Below are 16,869 nucleotides of genomic sequence, written 5' to 3'. Positions count from 1 at the left end.
CCCGAAACCCGCACCGAAATTCTCAGCCTCTTCCAACTTCCCTATAAATTACTTAATTTTACAGCATGATTTCCAAACAGACCATTGATAAAATATTCTCCACGATCCGCGTTGAAGAGATTGTGGGCGAATATGTGCAGTTGAAAAGAGCAGGGTCTAACTACAAAGGGCTCAGTCCTTTTCATGATGAAAAAACACCCAGTTTTGTAGTTTCTGCCAGTAAGCAGATCTGGAAGGATTTCTCTACAGGAAAAGGAGGAACAGCCATTTCTTTCCTGATGGAAATTGAGAACTTTACGTATCCTGAAGCACTCCGCCATGCTGCAAAAAAATACGGAATTGAAATTGAAGAAGACCAGCGGGAAATTTCTGAAGAAGCAAAAAATGCCCAGACAGAAAAAGATCTGCTGTATAAAATCCATGAGGTTGCCAATACTTATTTTCAGGAGATCCTTTGGGATGATCAGGAGGGCAGAAGCATAGGACTTTCTTATTTCAAAGAAAGGGAGTTGAGGGATGATATCATTAAGAAATTCCAGCTGGGATATTCTCCGGAGAAAAAGAATGCTTTCACGGCTTATGCGCTTGAAAAAGGTTATAATAAAGAAATTCTTGAGAAATCCGGACTTTCTATTTTTCCTGAAAATACTCCTGCAGGCGTAGACCGTTTTAGAGAAAGGGTTATTTTCCCTATTCACAGTTTTTCTGGCAGGGTTTTAGGCTTTGGAGCAAGAATTCTGAAGAATAATGTCAAAACTGCAAAATATCTCAATTCCCCGGAAACGGAGATCTACCATAAATCCAATGTTCTTTATGGATTAAACCAGAGCAAGCAGGCGATTTCAAGAAAGAATGCCTGTCTTTTGGTGGAAGGGTATATGGACGTGATTTCCCTTCATATGTCCGGAATTGAAAATGTAGTGGCAAGTTCCGGAACGTCTTTGACGACAGAACAAATCAAACTTATTAAGAGGCTTACGGAAAACGTAACGATTCTTTTTGACGGTGATAATGCCGGTATCAAAGCCAGTTTCCGAAGTATTGATATGTTGCTGACTGAGGGAATGAATATCCGTGTCTTGCTTTTCCCTGATGGAGATGACCCGGATTCCTTTGCCAGAAAACATCCGCAGGAATACGTTGAAAAGTACATCGAAAATGAAGCGATGGATTTCATCGATTTCAAGGCGGAAATTCTCCTGAGAGATATCGGAAATGATCCGATTAAAAAGGCTGAAGCAATCAGAGATATTGTAAAATCTGTCTCTTTCGTACAAAATGCCCTGAAAAGAGAGGTTTATCTGAAAGAGGTTTCCAATAAATTCGGGCTTTCCGAACAGAGTCTTTTCAATGAGCTGGATGTTCAGAAGCAGATCACCCAGAATCAGACGCATCATGTTCAGCAGCAGCAGAAGGAAAAAGCAGCAGCTCCGAAAATGGAGATTGTTCCTTTGGATAAGGAAAAAGAAGATCCTTTTCTGTATGATGTATTATTCATGGAGAATAAACTGGTAGATCATATGCTGATGTTCGGAGATATTGTTCTCAAAAGGAAGAATGAAAATAATGAGGAATATCAGATTACCGTTATTGAAGAAATTCTTCATCATTTTGAAGAAGAGCAGTATACATTTTTAGTCAAAGAAAATGAGATTATTATCAATCAGGTGAGAGAAGGAATTCAAAAGGATGAACTCAGAAGTGGAAACTTTTTTGTATCTTTTATGGACGAAGAGATTACCACAAAGGTTGTAGATGCTTTAATCCCGCTGGATGAACTTGAAAACTGGGCTTCAAGAAATATTTATCCTCCCAACTATGGTGATAAAGTGGCAGATCAGATCCAGGGAGATGTTCTGTTACATAAGTACCGGTATATTGATTATCTGATCAAGGAAACAGCCAAAGAGCTTGATCAGTACAGCAATACGGATGAGGTAAAATATTATGAGCTGATCAAAAAAATCACGCTTTTAAAGCAGGCTTCCATACGGTTGAGCAATATCATAGAATATTCACCGATCAAAGGGATTTATGTAGATAGGAAGAGATAAACAAGAGTCAGATTTTTGGATATTCTGTGACAAAAAGTCCTATAAAATTTTAGGAATAAATATTGTAATTTAAACTTCGAGAATATTTAAAAAATAATACATAATAGAAATATGGACATTAAAAAGGAATTCAGAGACTTCTCTGTAAAACATTTAGGAAACAACGGTTTGGTTACCGATCAGTATATGGGAATGTATGGCCCAACGAATCTTACTCCGTACATCATGGAAGAAAGAAGATTGAACGTTGCTCAGATGGACGTTTTCTCCCGTCTGATGATGGACAGAATTATCTTCCTGGGAACAGGTATTGATGATCAGGTAGCAAACATCGTTACGGCTCAGCTTTTATTCCTGGAAAGTGCTGACCCTTCAAAAGATATTCAGATCTACATCAACTCTCCTGGTGGTAGTGTATATGCGGGTCTGGGTATTTATGACACCATGCAGATCATCAAGCCGGATGTAGCGACAATCTGTACAGGTATGGCTGCTTCAATGGGAGCTGTATTACTGGTTGCCGGAGAAAAAGGAAAACGTTCTGCGCTTAAGCATTCAAGAGTAATGATCCACCAGCCTTCAGGAGGTGCTCAGGGAGTTGCTTCTGATATGGAGATCAACTTAAGAGAAATGTTGAAACTGAAGCAGGAGCTTTATGAAATCATCGGTCATCACTCAGGACAAACGTATGAGTGGGTAGAAAAATCTTCTGACAGAGATTACTGGATGACTTCTGAAGAAGCTAAAGGTTACGGAATGGTAGATGAGGTTTTACAAAGATCTACTGAGAAAAAATAATTGATGATATAATCATGAGAACCGCACCCAATCTGGTGCGGTTTTTTTGTTGGATGATATTTTAAATTTCACTATTTAGATTCTGCAGAATGACACAATTGGAATGGAGGTTTATCCATACAGCTTATCATTCCGAAGAAATCCGGCCGCAATAATCCCGAAAAAAATACTTCACAAGAAATCTACAATGCTGGCCAAATTCCAACTGAAGACGTAAAAATTCCCATCCTCCGGAGGGGTGGCAAAAATTCAAAGAATTTTTGACGGGGTGGTTGTAAATAGCACATTCATCAGTATTGTTAAAAAACAATTATCATTATATTTAAGATCAGTTTACAATCGATTTATACTTTCGCAGCCATAAAAGTGAATATGAAAAAATTACTATGGTCTGCAGTCGTGCTGGCAGTATGGGCTTCATGTAAAAGTGATGATGATACAGCCATAATTAATCAGGATATTAATTATTCCAAACTGCCTCAGGAGTTTCCCTTTACAAAACTGGCTACTATAAACGGAGTGGATGTTATCAACGGAGGTTTTGGTTCCGGTGCTGCCGCTCATCCAACAAGAAAAGGGGAGTTCTATGTCATTACAGACAGAGGTCCCAATACGGACTTCCAGAATGGAAAAAAGTTTCTTGCTCCTAATTTCACTCCAACTATTATGCATTTTAAAATCAATGCCGACGGAAATGTAGAGGTCATCAAATATATTAAACTTAAAAATCCATCCGGACAACCTATTACCGGACTTCCAAATCCTGTTGGAATGGGGAGCACAGGAGAAATAGCATATGATGCTTCCGGAAATGTCTTAGGTACTGATCAGTATGGTCTTGACAGCGAAAGTATTGTTGCTACCGCTGACGGTACATTCTGGGTTTCCGATGAATACGGACCGCATATCGTCCATTACAGTGCAGATGGAATGGAGATGGAGAGAATAAGCCCTATCGGAGTAAATACAGGACCAAGAAAGTTACCTGCTGTTTTAGCGAAAAGAAGAGCCAACAGAGGAATGGAGGGGCTTTGTATGAGCCCGGACGGAAGAACGCTGATAGGAACCATGCAGTCGATGATGTATGTTCCCAGTAAGGCATTGGCTACCAATAAAACTTTAACGAGAATTGTCACATTTGATACTGTTACAGGGCAGACTAAACAGTTTCTATATAAGCAGGATGGAGGTGCTACTGATTCGGTTTGTGATATTACAGCAATAAGTAACAGTGAATTCCTGGTGATTGAAAGAGATGGAAATTTCGGTTCCCAGGGCGGAATCAAAAAAGTATACAGAATCAATCTGAGCAATGCAACAGATGTAAACGGAGCCGATATCAGCGCTGTTGACGGAATGAAAATCAATGGAAAAGCTTTAGAACAATGTTCATGGGACGAAATTACCAATGCCGGGATAAAAGCTGTTACCAAAACATTAGCCGTAGATCTGGTAGCAAAACTGGGTTATGAACATGATAAATTCGAGGGAATTGTTTATCTGGGAAATAATAAACTGGCTGTTTTCAATGATGATGACTTTGGAGTGGTAGATGATGGAAACGGAAATCCAAAAGCCAAAATTTTACCTAAAACGGGTAAAGTAGACAAGGGAACAATGTATGTAGTCGATATTCAATAATTAGATTTTTTTAACGGAAAACGGCGGAATCGAAGATTCCGCCGTTTTTATTTTTATCTAAATGAAATTTTAGTTAAAAGCTTCAATGATTTTAGAGAAGTCTTCCAGTTTCAAAGCCGCTCCTCCGATAAGACCTCCGTCAATATCCGGCTGAGAGAAGATTTCTTTTGCATTATCCGGCTTCACAGAACCTCCGTAAAGAATAGAAACTTCGTCAGCAACTTCCTGTCCGTATTTTGAAGCAATAATATTTCTGATGTGAGCATGGATTTCCTGAGCCTGCTCCGGACTTGCTGTTTCTCCTGTTCCGATAGCCCAAACCGGTTCGTAAGCAATCACCACTTTTTTGATTTCTTCAGCAGAAAGCGTGAAAAGAGCTACTTCAGTCTGGTTTTTTACGACTTCAAGGTGTTGCCCTGCTTTTCTCTGTTCAAGTGTTTCTCCATTACAGTAAACAGGAATAAGACCTTTATCAAGAGCCAGCTTGATCTTTCTGTTACAGTGAGAATCTGTTTCTCCGTGATATTGCCTTCTTTCAGAATGCCCGATTAATGAACCGGTAGCATCGATAGATTCCAGCATATCTGCAGAAATTTCACCTGTGTAAGCGCCGCTTTCATGCTCGCTCATATCCTGAGAAAATACACCGATCTCATCCTTTTCAAAAATATCTTTCGCCATCATCAAATACAATGCTGGCGGAGCAATCCAAACTTCACAGTTGGTAGCGTTATTGTTTTTATAGCTTAGTAACTGAATCATTAATTGTTGTGCATCAATTACATTTTTGTTCATTTTCCAGTTTCCTGCAACTATTTTTCTTCTCATAAGATTTAGATATAGATTTATTTTATTTTTTCGTAATGGTTTATAATCCCCAAAGGTTTTTCAGTAGAACATAGAAGGTGTGCTCTTCCTCAGTTACTTTATTGTCTGCTTTGATCAAAGATTTTGCAAACTGAACAAATTTCACACGTTCATCCTCTGTAGAATCATCATGGAAACATCTTGCATGGAACTCAAAATGATCTTTCCATTCCTCAGGCTGTAAAAGGGCCAATGTATCCAATTCATTGTCAAGGTTCATTCTGAAAGGAAATTCATCCGCCAGGTATTGCTGTACCAGCATTCCTTCCTCAGGGGCAAACTCTCCGTCCACAGAAGAAAGAATCATTAATAAATGATAGCCGGCGATTGATTTATTTGATTTTTGCATGAGCTTTTATATGTTTAAGTTTAGTGTTTAAATTTGATAATTGATAATTGATAATTGATAATTGATAATTGATAATTGATAATTGATAATTGATCAACGATTGGCTCTCGTCAAAAAGATCATTTATCGTTCATCATTCATCATTTATAATTAATTAACGTAGTCCTTTGCAGGTTGTTTATCTACAATTTTTCCATTCTCAAGAATGAGGACAAACGGATTGCTTCTTGCTATTGTTTTGATGGCAGTTCCGTCCATTAGTACATTTTTGATGGTTTTAAAAGTATTAGGCTCTGTAGAAACTCCGTAGATAAGGGCGTCTTTCTGGGCATTTACTTTTGCCTCCACTTTCTGAAGCAGGTCAGCAGGGATTTCTTTTGGATGATAGGAAAACACCAGAACAGCTTTTGGAGCGTTGATGATCTCATTGGTAACTTCCATTCCTGTAGGATCTTCAATCTTAAATTTTACAATTTCAGATTTGTAACCTTCCTTAATCAATACCGATTCATTTTTTCCATCTTCAATTTTCCACGGAGAACCTTCTGCCCAGTATTCTGTTTTTTTGATATAATCATCCTGATTTACCTTTACTACCTGTCCTGTTTTTTCGTTTTTCAGGGAGTAAAATGTCTTATATTCAGAAGGGTTTTTGTCAATTTTAGCTTTTTCACCTTTAATGTCTGTCCCGATTTTATAATCACGGAAATCAATGATCGGTTCATGCATGATTCCCTGCGCCATAACGTAGATCATTCCTAAAGAAAAGACTGTTAAAAGAATATATTGGAACGTATGGGAAGACTCTTTTTCGCTGATTCCATACTCATCTTTTTTACGGAATTCTTTTCTGTACAGAATGAATAATAGAATCAATCCTATCAAAAGGATAACATCTTTAAGGAAGCTCTGCCATGGAGTAAATTTGATGGCATCTCCAAAGCATCCACAATCTGTTACCACATTGAAATAAGCCGAATAAAATGTCAGAAATCCAAAGAAAATACAAAGTGCAATTAATACGGATAAGGTAAATTTAAGCTTTAATTTAAGCAGCAGCATAAATCCTAAGAAAAGCTCCAGTACCACCACAATAATAGAAAACAGCAGGGCAAACTTTTCAAAAAACGGCATATTGAAAACAGCAGGAGAGAAATATTCTTCCATTTTGAAAGAAAAACCTACCAGATCCACGGCTTTCACAAAGCCTGAAAGGATAAAAATGACAGCGATAATAAAGCGTAATAAACCTTTGAGCATATTAAATAGTTTTGGGTTCGAACTGATTTTCTTTTTCCGAGAACTTGATCAGACAGAAGACGGCATAATTCAGCATGTCGAAATAGTTGGCATCAAGCCCTTCCGAAACAATTGTTTGGCCCTGGTTATCCTCAATCTGTTTGGTTCTCAATACTTTCTGATAAATAAGATCCGTAATTGAAGAAATCCTCATATCTCTCCATGCTTCACCATAATCATGGTTTTTTCTTTCCATTAAAGCTTTCGCTTCACCGGAATATTTGTCATACAGACCTAAAATTTCTTCCTTATTTTCATTAAAATCATTGGAAAGGCCCTTTTCCAGCTGGATAAGTCCAATGATAGAATAGTTCACAATGGCGATAAATTCATCTTCTTCACTCTCATCCACCATTTTTTTATCAGTCATCTGCAGCGTACGGATCCTGTTGACTTTGATATAAATCTGATCCGTAATGGAGCTTGGTCTTAAAACCCTCCATGCCGCACCATAATCCTGCAATTTTTTGCCGAAAAGATCACGGCACTGACTGATAACTTTCTCAAACTGTACTGATGTTTTTAACATAAATCTTCTTAATCTTCCAAATATACGAATTCGGTTTTAGATTTTTCAATTTGATAAGCTGAGTTTGTGAGTCAGAGGGTTTGAGCGTGGGAGAGTTTGAGAGTTTCGGGATTCGGGATTCGAGTTGTTGGGTTTGAGAGTGAGAGAGTCGGAGCGTCGGAGAGTTTGAGGGTGAGAGTGTTTGAGCATGGTATGTGAAACGTCCACTTCTAACTTCTAGCTTCTAGCTTCTAATTTCTCATTTAAAACTCATAAATCACTAATTTTGCATTACAAAAATAATTCATCAATGATTATTCATCATTTATAATCTACCCTCATCAATAATAATCTCATGCTCTCCAACCCTAAAACTCTCCCACACTCAAACCCTCCAACTCATTCAATCAACTGCAACGGTAGACTGGTACAACTAGACACCCCGAAAATCATGGGAATCCTCAATATGACCCCGGATTCCTTCTCTGATGGCGGAAAATTCAATAATGAAAAATCAGCGTTGAAACACGCTGAAAAACTTTTGAAGGACGGAGCTGAAATATTGGATATCGGACCACAGTCTACACGTCCCGATGCAGAATTTTTAAGTGCTGAAGAAGAGATCAGCAGAATCGGAAATACCATCTCTCTGATCAAAAAAGAATTTCCGGAAGCCCTGATTTCCCTGGATACTTTTTATGCAGAAACTGTAAAATTCGGATGTAATGAAGGAATTGATCTGATCAACGATATTTCTGGAGGTCAGTATGATACAGAAATGTTCAATACAGCTGCTGAAACGAAACTTCCTTATATTCTGATGCATGTAAATCCTTCTTACGAAACCATGCATGATAAAATAAAGTTTGAAGATATTACACTGGAAGTGAACCAATATTTTTCAAAAAAAACAAAAGAACTTTTAGAAAAAGGAGTGAATGATATCATTCTTGATCCCGGTTTTGGTTTCGGAAAAACAGTGGAAGACCAGATGAAAATGATCCACGAAGTTGAGTACCTCGGGTTCGGAAAATTTCCTCTGCTGATAGGGATTTCCAGAAAGTCATTTATCTACAGGCCTTTGGGAAAATCACCGTTGGATATTAATGAGGAAACACAGAAACTGCACATGAAAGTATTGGAACAGGGAGCAAAAATTTTGAGGGTTCACGATGTGGCTGAAGCAAAGGAAACACTGAACCATTTTTTACGAAAAAAATAAAAAGTGCAAAAAAAACTTGTGAGTAATTAAAAAGTTTATACATTTGCAATATGAATTTTACGAATCAGAAAAATATTATTGTCATTTCTATTATTGCTGTTGTCATTAACAACAGTAAGGAAACGGCATTTTAAATAGATTTTAATTTAAATTATATATAAAACCGTTTCAAACTATGAAACGGTTTTTTTGTTTTTAATTTTTTATAGTATAAAAGTATGTACCAGTTATTATCAGTAATTATTATCGTCATTATTATTCCCTTACGGCTGTGAGAAGGAAGGTGTATGACTGTACATATATTGAGCCCTCTCACAGCGTGAGAGGGCTTTTTTTATTTCCATTTGTTAATTTTTTAAACTTCTATAACATGTATTACAACGATGACACGACCATCTACTTTGACGGAAAATTTATGAAAGCGAAAGATGCGGGAACTGATCTTTACAGCCAATCACTTCACTATGGTTACTCTGTTTTTGAAGGCATTAAATCCTACAGCACAGACCACGGAACCCGGATTTTCAAAGCAAAAGAGCATTATGAAAGACTAAAAAGATCAGCTGAATTAATGCATATTCCCTTCGATTATTCCGTAAATCAGCTTACAGAACTTACCTATGAACTTCTGGATCGTAATGGATTTACAGATGCTTATATCCGTCCGTTGGTTACGTGTTCGCCCAATATGTCACTTTCAAAAGGACAAAAATCTTATCTGTCTCTTCTCGCATGGGAATGGAACAACGGCTATCTGGCAGATAAAATGAAAATTATGACTTCCCCTTTTCAACGTCCTAATCCTAAGGCATTCAAGGTGGAAGCCAAAGTAGGAGGGCATTATGTAAACTCCATATTAGCCTGTCAGGATGCCAGAGATAAAGGATATGATGAAGCGCTGGTTCTGGATGAAAACGGAAATGTTGCCGAAAGCTCAGGTGCCAATGTTTTCTATGAAAAAGACGGGGTTTTATATACTCCGGCCAAAGGAAGTATTCTTCCGGGCATTACAAGACAAACCGTTATGGAAATTTGTAATGAGCTAGCTATCCCTGTAAAGGAAACTTTTTTCAAACCTGAAGAAATGAGAGGTGCAGATGCAGGCTTTTTCTGTGGTACGGCAGCAGAAATTGTTGCCCTTGATTCACTTGATGATGTTCCATTTTCCAAAAATTGGGAAAATACGGCGAGCAGGAGAGTACAACAGGCATATTTGAAATTGGTAAGAGTTCTGTCATTGTAAATTTTAAGAATATAAACATTTGATTATCAAATAAATAAATTCGTTTTTTAAACAATTGAATATTGTAGTTTTTGGAAAAAACGAAAATGAAAAGAATATTACAAAATGTAGTTTTGGATCAAAATTTAGTAAAGAACTCTATTTGAAGAAGAGAAAAGAATAGAAAATGTAGGAAAAGTATGTTAAATAAATATTCAAAAACATTCACGCAAAACAGTGAACAACCCGCAGCCAAAGCCATGTTGTACGGGATAGGATTTACAGAAGAAGATATGCACAAAGCTCAGGTCGGAATTGCCAGTATGGGCTATGACGGAAACACCTGCAATATGCATCTGAATGATCTTGCCCAGGTCGTAAAAAAAGGAACATGGAACCACGGATTAGCCGGATTGATTTTTAACACCATCGGAGTAAGTGACGGAATGAGCAATGGAACAGACGGAATGCGTTATTCTCTGGTAAGCCGTGATGTAATTGCAGACAGCATCGAAGCCATATGTGGAGCGCAATACTACGACGGATTGATCGCATTGCCAGGCTGTGATAAAAATATGCCGGGAACTATCATCGCAATGGGAAGACTGAACAGACCATCCATCATGGTGTACGGAGGAACCATAGCTCCGGGATGCTACAAAGGAGAACAGCTTAATATCGTTTCAGCTTTTGAAGCTTTAGGGAAAAAGATTGCAGGAGAAATTACTGAAGAAGATTTTGATGGGGTTGTAAAAAATTCCTGCCCCGGAGCCGGTGCATGTGGTGGAATGTATACGGCCAATACAATGGCTTCCGCGATAGAGGCTTTAGGAATGAGCCTTCCGTATTCTTCTTCCAACCCGGCTTTAAGCAAAGAAAAACAGGAAGAATGTCTTGAAGCAGGAAAATACCTGAAAATATTATTGGAAAAAGATATTAAACCTTCGGATATCATGACCCGCAAAGCTTTTGAAAATGCGCTGCGCATGATTGTTATTCTTGGAGGAAGTACCAATGCCGTTCTGCATTTTATAGCTATGGCAAAAAGTGTGGGAGTACCGCTTACTCAGGATGATTTCCAAAAAATGAGTGATAAAACTCCGGTACTGGCAGATTTAAAACCAAGCGGGAAATACCTGATGCAGGATCTGTATGAGCACGGAGGAATACCATCAGTAATGAAATACCTTCTGAACCAGAGATTATTACACGGTGATTGTTTAACAGTAACCGGAAAAACATTAGCTGAAAATTTAGAAGATGTTCCCGATCTGGATTTTAATACTCAAAAGATTATTAAGCCATTATCAGAACCTGTAAAAGAAACAGGGCACCTGAGAATATTATACGGAAATCTTGCTGAAAAAGGAAGTGTAGCAAAGATTACAGGTAAAGAAGGAGAACGTTTCGTAGGAAAAGCGCGTGTATTTGATGGCGAAAAAAATCTGATCAGAGGAATTCAGGATGGAACCGTCCGGCATGGCGATGTGATTGTCATCCGTCATGAAGGTCCGAAAGGCGCTCCCGGAATGCCGGAAATGCTTAAACCTACGAGCGCGCTTATCGGGGCAGGACTGGGAAGCAGTGTGGCTTTGATTACCGATGGAAGATTCAGCGGAGGAACTCATGGTTTTGTAGTAGGACACATCACTCCCGAAGCTCATGAAGGAGGTCTTATCGCTTTTGTAAACGATGATGATCTGATTGAAATTGATGCTGTTAACAACACCATACAGCTTAAAGTTTCAGAAGAAGAGATCGAAAGAAGAAAAAAAGGATGGCAAAAACCAGCTCTTAAAGTACAGAAGGGACTGCTTTATAAATATGCTTTAACAGTATCATCCGCGGCAGAAGGTTGTGTAACAGACGAAATCACTCAATAAAAAATATGGAAAACCCGAATTTATCAACAGAAATACAACTGAGCGGAAGCCGGATCATTCTTGAAGCCTTTCTTCAGGAAGGAGTGAAAACCGTTTTCGGATATCCGGGAGGTGCTATTATCCCTATTTATGATGCCCTTTACGATTATAAAGAAAACCTGAAACATATCCTTGTACGTCACGAGCAGGCAGCAGTGCATGCGGCACAAGGTCTTGCAAGAGTCTCAGGAGAAGTTGGTGTTGTATTGGCTACCAGCGGCCCGGGAGCAACTAATCTCGTTACGGGACTGGCTGATGCTTTACTCGATAATACTCCCTTGGTATGTATTACGGGACAGGTTTTTGAACACCTTCTCGGAACTGATGCCTTTCAGGAAATAGACGTGATGAACATCACAAGCCCGGTTACCAAGTGGAATTATCAGGTGACGGATGCTCACGAGCTTCCCGAAGTATTGGCAAAAGCATTCTACATCGCAAAGTCCGGCCGCCCTGGTCCTGTTCTGATTGATGTTACCAAAAATGCCCAGCTGCAGTCTGTTGCTTATAAAGGCTATTCACCATGCCACACATTACGCAGCTATAAACCGGATCCCGATCCATGTATGGAAAATATCGGAAAAGCTGCAGCGTTGATCAATAATGCAGAAAAGCCATTTGTCATTGCTGGACAGGGGATTATGCTCGGAAAAGCTGAAAAGGAGTTCTTACAGTTTGCAGAAAAATCAGGAATTCCGGTAGCATGGACGGTTCTGGGAATGAGTGCTATTCCAACTCATCATCCACAAGCGGTAGGAATGGTAGGAATGCACGGAAACTATGGCCCGAATATATTAACCAACGAATGTGATGTTCTGATTGCTGTAGGAATGCGGTTCGATGACCGTGTGACCGGAAGATTGGATCAGTATGCGAAACAGGCAAAGATTGTTCATCTGGATATAGACAATGCGGAGATCAATAAAAATGTAAAAGTAGATGTTCCCGTTCTGGGAAACTGCAAACATACGCTTCCTCTTCTTACAGAAAAGATCGTAAAAAGAGAACATCATCACTGGCATAAAAGATTTAAAAAATGTCATGAAATTGAAAGCATCAACCTGATTCATACGGAGCTCTACCCCGAAGAAGGTGAGATTACAATGGGAGAGGTTATCCGCCAGTTGAATGAGATAACAGCAGGTGAAGCAGTAATTGTAACAGATGTAGGACAGCATCAGATGGCGACATGCCGATACTCTCAGTTCAAACATTCCCGAACCAATGTCACAAGCGGTGGGCTGGGAACCATGGGATTCTGTCTTCCCGCTGCGATAGGAGCTTCTTATGCAGAAACAAACCGTCCTGTTATTGCTGTGATGGGAGACGGAGGAGCTCAGATGAACATTCAGGAACTGGGAACCATTATGCAGTATCATCCGGAAGTGAAGATCTTAATTCTGAATAACTGCTATCTCGGAATGGTAAGACAGTGGCAGGAATTGTTTCACGAAGAAAGATATTCCTCTGTAGATATTCAGAGCCCCGATTTCGTTCAGGTGGCAAAAGGATACAATATTCCCGGAAAAAAAGTATCCGAGAGAAAAGACCTGAAAGCAGGACTCCAAGAAATGCTTAACCATAAAGGATCTTTCCTCCTTGAAGTAATGACAGGAAAAGAACACAATGTATTTCCGATGATCCCTCAGGGAAAAAGTGTTTCGGAAATTGTATTAAATAATAAATAAAATTTAAAAATAAAAAAGATGAAAACAGATCATAAAGAATATACCATTACAGCGTATACAGAAGATTATTTAGGATTGATCAGCCGCATCAATGCTATTTTTTCGAGAAGAAGAATTTCTATGGTGACCTTTAATGTTGGTCCTTCAGAAATGGAAAAAGTAAAAAAGTTTGTTATTGTTATCAGAGAAACAGAAGATTCTGTTCAGAAGATCAGCAGACAAATGGAAAAGCAGGTAGACGTTCTGGAAGTACATTATCACAGAAATCCATACCTGACAGCAGTAGAATATGCAAGCTAAAAGCAAAAAATTAAACATCACAATCAATAATAAATAAAATCAAAAAAAATGGCAAAATTGAATTTTGGAGGAGTAGAAGAGAACGTAGTAACAAGAGAAGAATTTCCGTTGGAAAAAGCTCAGGAAGCATTAAAAGATGAAGTTGTAGCAGTAATTGGATATGGAGTACAGGGGCCTGGGCAGGCTTTAAACCAGAAAGACAACGGAATTAATGTGATTGTAGGGCAGAGAAAAAACTCCAAATCTTGGGATAAAGCAATAGCAGACGGATTTGTACCGGGAGAAACATTATTTGAAATTGAAGAAGCATTGGAAAAAGGAACCATTATCTGCTATCTTCTGAGTGATGCTGCACAGATTGAATACTGGCCGAAAGTAAAACAGCATCTTACTCCAGGGAAAGCGTTGTATTTTTCTCATGGTTTCGGAATTACGTTCAGCGAGCGTACAGGAATCGTTCCTCCAGCTGATGTAGATGTATTTCTTGTAGCTCCGAAAGGCTCAGGAACATCCTTGAGGAGAATGTTTTTGCAGAACAGAGGTTTGAACAGCAGTTTTGCCGTATATCAGGATGCTACAGGAAAAGCCAGAGAAAGAGTGACAGCATTAGGTATTGCGATCGGAAGCGGATATCTTTTTGAAACCGATTTTAAAAAAGAAGTATACAGCGATCTTGCCGGAGAACGCGGAACGCTGATGGGAGCCGTACAGGGAATATTTGCTGCTCAGTATGATGTATTGAGAAAAAATGGCCACAGCCCTTCTGAAGCCTTTAATGAAACCGTAGAAGAACTGACTCAGTCATTGATGCCATTGGTAGCAGAAAATGGAATGGACTGGATGTATGCTAACTGCAGTACAACCGCTCAGAGAGGAGCTTTGGACTGGTGGAAACGTTTCAGAGATGCTACTTCACCTTTGTTTGAAGAGCTGTATGACAATGTAGCCAAAGGAAATGAAGCTCAACGTTCCATTGACAGCAACAGCAAACCGGATTACCGTGAAAAACTGGAAGCTGAACTTAGTGAGCTAAGAGAAAGCGAAATGTGGAAGGCCGGGAAAACAGTACGAAGCCTGAGACCAGAAAATAATTAATAAGTAAACGGATGATGAAAGAGGGAGTAAGTTCCTCCGTTTTAGAGAATGTTTATAAAGCGGAGGAACGATTAAAAAATGTAGTGGTAAAAACACCTTTGGCTGTCAATAACAACCTGTCAGCTATTTATGAGTCGAATATTTATTTTAAAAGAGAAGATCTTCAAAGGGTAAGATCCTATAAAATAAGAGGTGCCTATAACAAGATGGCCACCATGTCTGAGGAAGAACTTTCAAAAGGTGTTGTGTGTGCCAGTGCCGGAAATCATGCGCAGGGAGTTGCATTTGCATGCCAGACCATGAAGGTGAAAGGAACGATTTTCATGCCTTTGCCAACTCCCGGGCAAAAGCTTGAACAGGTGAAAATGTTCGGTGGAGAATACATTGATGTTATTTTATTTGGAGACACATTCGATGAATCTAAAGATGCTGCGATGAGGTTTTGTAAAGACCATAACAGTGTATTTATCCATCCTTTTGATGATCCGGCGATTATTGAAGGACAGGCAACAACAGCACTGGAGATTCTGGAACAGACAGAAGGTGTGGTTGATTATCTTTTTGTACCGATCGGCGGCGGCGGACTGGCAGCAGGAGTCTGTACTGTATTTCAGCATCTGTCTCCGCAAACAAAGATTATCGGGGTAGAACCTTCCGCAGCAGCAAGCATGAAAAAAGCCCTTGAAAAAGGAAAACCTGTTCTTCTTGAAAAGATCAGCCGTTTTGTAGACGGTGCAGCCGTACAGCAAGTGGGAGATCTTACTTTTGAACGTTGTAAAGATGTACTATATGATATGGCTATAGTAGATGAAGGACTTGTCTGTGAAACCATATTGTCACTGTACAACAAAGATGCTATCGTGGTAGAACCAGCGGGAGCACTTTCAGTAGCAGTATTGGAAAAATATAGAGAAGAAATAAAAGGTAAAAACGTAGTATGTATTATCAGCGGGAGCAATAATGACATTACCCGGATGGAAGAAATCAAGGAAAAAGCATTGCTTCATGCAGGATTAAAACACTATTTCCTGGTCAGATTCCCACAGCGTCCCGGAGCATTGAAAACCTTTGTAATGGATGTACTGGGACCTGATGATGACATCACTTATTTTGAATACACTCAAAAAAATTCAAAAGAAAAGGGAATAGCAGTCGTAGGAATTGCTCTGAAGCAAAACAAAGATTTCACTCCTCTGATCGATAAGATGAAACAATATGATTTCTTTGTCAACTATCTGAACAATGACCCTTCTCTGATGAATTTGCTTATTTAAAATCATATTCAATATTAAATTATTTCGTACACAAATCAGATTCTAAAAACACAATGATGAAAAAGCTTCACAATCAGTGAAGCTTTTTTTTGACAGAATCAATGACATAAGAAAGTGAAGCGTTAAGAAAATGAATTCTGTGAACGTTAAAAAAACTCTGGTGTTTGAGTGCGGGACAAAATATGATTCTAAACATAGATCGTTTCCGCACGAGTTCAGAGTTTTTAGAGAACAGCATTCATTTTTAGCTGAAGTTTCTAAGTCTTGAATTTTTGATTCTTTTGTTTCAAGACAAAAGAAGTAGATTAATAATAATTTTTCGAACCATTAAGAATAATAAAGTTTTTAAGAATAGTGAAGAAAACATCTTCGATATTTAGTAAGCAGGATGGCTTCAGTGATGAAAAAAACTTCACAATTTTTGTGAAGCTTTTATGTTTCTGGCAATATCAAATGACATAAGAAACTGAAGCGTTAAGAAAATGAATTCTGTGAACGTTAAGAAAACTCTGGTGTTTGAGTGCGGCACAAAATATAATTCTAAACATAGGCTGTTTCCGCACGAGTTTAGAGTTTTTAGAGAACAGATTTTATTTTTAGCTGAAGTTTCTGAGTCTTGAATTTTTGATT

General features: G+C 38.7%; 14 protein-coding genes. 10 read left to right on the top strand and 4 right to left on the bottom strand.

The window, feature by feature from the left end; genetic code table 11:
• Positions 1 to 65 precede the first annotated feature (65 nt).
• The 3 genes from dnaG (at position 66) to AC59HC_RS13495 (ending at position 4,493) form a co-directional block, all read left to right on the top strand.
• Positions 66 to 2,054 (top strand): DNA primase, encoded by a 1,989-nt coding sequence (gene dnaG / locus AC59HC_RS13505; RefSeq protein ID WP_202839532.1) that lies wholly within the window; start codon positions 66 to 68, stop codon positions 2,052 to 2,054.
• A 111-nt stretch (positions 2,055 to 2,165) separates the two neighbouring features.
• Positions 2,166 to 2,852 carry an ATP-dependent Clp endopeptidase proteolytic subunit ClpP gene (clpP, locus tag AC59HC_RS13500; RefSeq protein WP_027373257.1) on the top strand — a complete coding sequence of 229 codons (687 nt, stop codon included), beginning with the start codon at positions 2,166 to 2,168 and terminating at the stop codon, positions 2,850 to 2,852.
• 372 nt (positions 2,853 to 3,224) lie between these two features.
• Positions 3,225 to 4,493: an esterase-like activity of phytase family protein gene (locus AC59HC_RS13495; RefSeq protein ID WP_496558800.1), complete on the top strand. Its 1,269-nt coding sequence runs from the start codon at positions 3,225 to 3,227 to the stop codon at positions 4,491 to 4,493.
• 69 nt (positions 4,494 to 4,562) lie between these two features.
• On the opposite strand, the gene tpiA is transcribed toward AC59HC_RS13495, so the two are convergent.
• From tpiA to AC59HC_RS13475, 4 genes are all read right to left on the bottom strand, one after another.
• A complete protein-coding gene (tpiA, locus tag AC59HC_RS13490; protein WP_202839529.1) occupies positions 4,563 to 5,321 on the bottom strand; it encodes a triose-phosphate isomerase in 759 nt (252 codons plus the stop codon).
• Between the two features lie 40 nt (positions 5,322 to 5,361).
• A complete protein-coding gene (locus tag AC59HC_RS13485; RefSeq protein WP_142719433.1) occupies positions 5,362 to 5,709 on the bottom strand; it encodes a TerB family tellurite resistance protein in 348 nt (115 codons plus the stop codon).
• Between the two features lie 150 nt (positions 5,710 to 5,859).
• On the bottom strand, positions 5,860 to 6,969 hold the full coding sequence (locus tag AC59HC_RS13480) for a BT_3928 family protein (protein WP_496558799.1): 1,110 nt from the start codon (positions 6,967 to 6,969) through the stop codon (positions 5,860 to 5,862).
• Position 6,970: 1 nt separating this feature from the next.
• A complete protein-coding gene (locus AC59HC_RS13475) occupies positions 6,971 to 7,537 on the bottom strand; it encodes a DUF1599 domain-containing protein (protein ID WP_411413617.1) in 567 nt (188 codons plus the stop codon).
• Between the two features lie 334 nt (positions 7,538 to 7,871).
• Here AC59HC_RS13475 and folP point away from each other — a divergent pair, with 334 nt between their 5' ends.
• The 7 genes from folP (at position 7,872) to ilvA (ending at position 16,239) form a co-directional block, all read left to right on the top strand.
• Positions 7,872 to 8,738, top strand: a complete 867-nt coding sequence (folP, locus tag AC59HC_RS13470) for a dihydropteroate synthase (protein WP_496558798.1) — start codon at positions 7,872 to 7,874, stop codon at positions 8,736 to 8,738.
• Between the two features lie 370 nt (positions 8,739 to 9,108).
• Positions 9,109 to 9,981 (top strand): branched-chain-amino-acid transaminase, encoded by an 873-nt coding sequence (gene ilvE, locus AC59HC_RS13465; protein WP_496558797.1) that lies wholly within the window; start codon positions 9,109 to 9,111, stop codon positions 9,979 to 9,981.
• Positions 9,982 to 10,160: 179 nt separating this feature from the next.
• Positions 10,161 to 11,843 (top strand): dihydroxy-acid dehydratase, encoded by a 1,683-nt coding sequence (gene ilvD, locus AC59HC_RS13460; protein ID WP_343642220.1) that lies wholly within the window; start codon positions 10,161 to 10,163, stop codon positions 11,841 to 11,843.
• A 5-nt stretch (positions 11,844 to 11,848) separates the two neighbouring features.
• A complete protein-coding gene (gene ilvB, locus AC59HC_RS13455; protein ID WP_496558796.1) occupies positions 11,849 to 13,570 on the top strand; it encodes a biosynthetic-type acetolactate synthase large subunit in 1,722 nt (573 codons plus the stop codon).
• A gap of 18 nt (positions 13,571 to 13,588) precedes the next feature.
• Positions 13,589 to 13,870: an ACT domain-containing protein gene (locus AC59HC_RS13450; RefSeq protein ID WP_110009245.1), complete on the top strand. Its 282-nt coding sequence runs from the start codon at positions 13,589 to 13,591 to the stop codon at positions 13,868 to 13,870.
• Positions 13,871 to 13,918: 48 nt separating this feature from the next.
• Positions 13,919 to 14,965, top strand: a complete 1,047-nt coding sequence (ilvC, locus tag AC59HC_RS13445) for a ketol-acid reductoisomerase (RefSeq protein WP_110009246.1) — start codon at positions 13,919 to 13,921, stop codon at positions 14,963 to 14,965.
• Between the two features lie 11 nt (positions 14,966 to 14,976).
• Positions 14,977 to 16,239 (top strand): threonine ammonia-lyase, encoded by a 1,263-nt coding sequence (ilvA, locus tag AC59HC_RS13440; protein WP_343642214.1) that lies wholly within the window; start codon positions 14,977 to 14,979, stop codon positions 16,237 to 16,239.
• Positions 16,240 to 16,869: the final 630 nt, after the last annotated feature.

It is taken from the genome of Chryseobacterium sp. DZ-32 (genome assembly GCF_059587025.1).
Note: the sequence above shows the minus strand (reverse complement) of the source record. Positions and strands in the feature narration are given on the sequence as shown.